Below are 859 nucleotides of genomic sequence, written 5' to 3'. Positions count from 1 at the left end.
CTAGGCCGTGTTTAGGAAGTCCGGTTCGGGCGGCATGTCGCATCCAGAGATGAGTGAGGTCTCCGGTAGATGGATCAACGACCAAGAAGACCATCAACACCGGAGACCTCGTGCCCAGCGTATCGATCGGCGCGCGCAAGGACCTGACGGATCGGCAGTGGCGGAGGCTGGAGCCGTTGCTGCCGCGTGGTGAGCGGCGTGGCAGGCCGCCCAAATGGTCACGCCGGCAGCTGGTGGACGGCGTCCGGTGGCGGACCCGTGTCGGTGCGCCGTGGCGTGACGTGCCCGAGCGCTACGGGCACTGGCAGTCGGTCTACCACCTGTTCCGCCGCTGGCAGCGTGCCGGGATCTGGGCGTTGATCTGGGCGAAGCTGATGGCCTTCGCCGACGCCGCGGGGTTGATCACCTGGAGTGTGTCGGTGGACTCGACCGTCAACCGGGCCCACCAGCACGCCGCGGGCGCCCGTCACGACGTCGGCGGGCAGGTGGAACCACCGGGTGACGAGCCGCCCGATCACGGGCTGGGGCGTTCGCGCGGCGGCCGGACCACCAAACTGCATCTGGCGTGCGAGCAGGGCCGCAAACCGATGGCGGTGGTGGTCACTGCGGGTCAGCGCGGCGACAGCCCGCAGTTTCGGCCGGTGCTGGAGCGCGTCCGGGTCGCCCGGTCCGGGCGTGGGCGGCCGCGCACCCGCCCGGACCGGGTCCTGGCCGACAAGGCCTACTCCTCCAAGGCCAACCGCGCCCATCTGCGCCGTCGCGGGATCGCGGCCACCATTCCCGTGAAGGCCGATCAGCAGGCCAACCGCAAGGCCAAGGGCTCGACCGGAGGACGCCCACCGGTGTTCGACCCGGACGC

At 70.8% G+C, this 859-nt stretch carries 1 protein-coding gene; it reads left to right on the top strand.

All coding sequences use genetic code 11. The features are described from left to right. Positions 1 to 110: 110 nt before the first annotated feature. A partial coding sequence (locus E1285_RS45185) for an IS5 family transposase (protein WP_132161050.1) occupies positions 111 to 859 on the top strand: 749 nt, incomplete at its 3' end.

The sequence above is a fragment of the Actinomadura sp. 7K507 genome (assembly GCF_004348425.1).
In the GTDB taxonomy this organism is placed as follows: Bacteria; Actinomycetota; Actinomycetes; order Streptosporangiales; family Streptosporangiaceae; genus Spirillospora.
The sequence above is the reverse complement of the archived record's forward strand: the minus strand, read 5'-3'. Positions and strand labels throughout refer to the sequence as shown.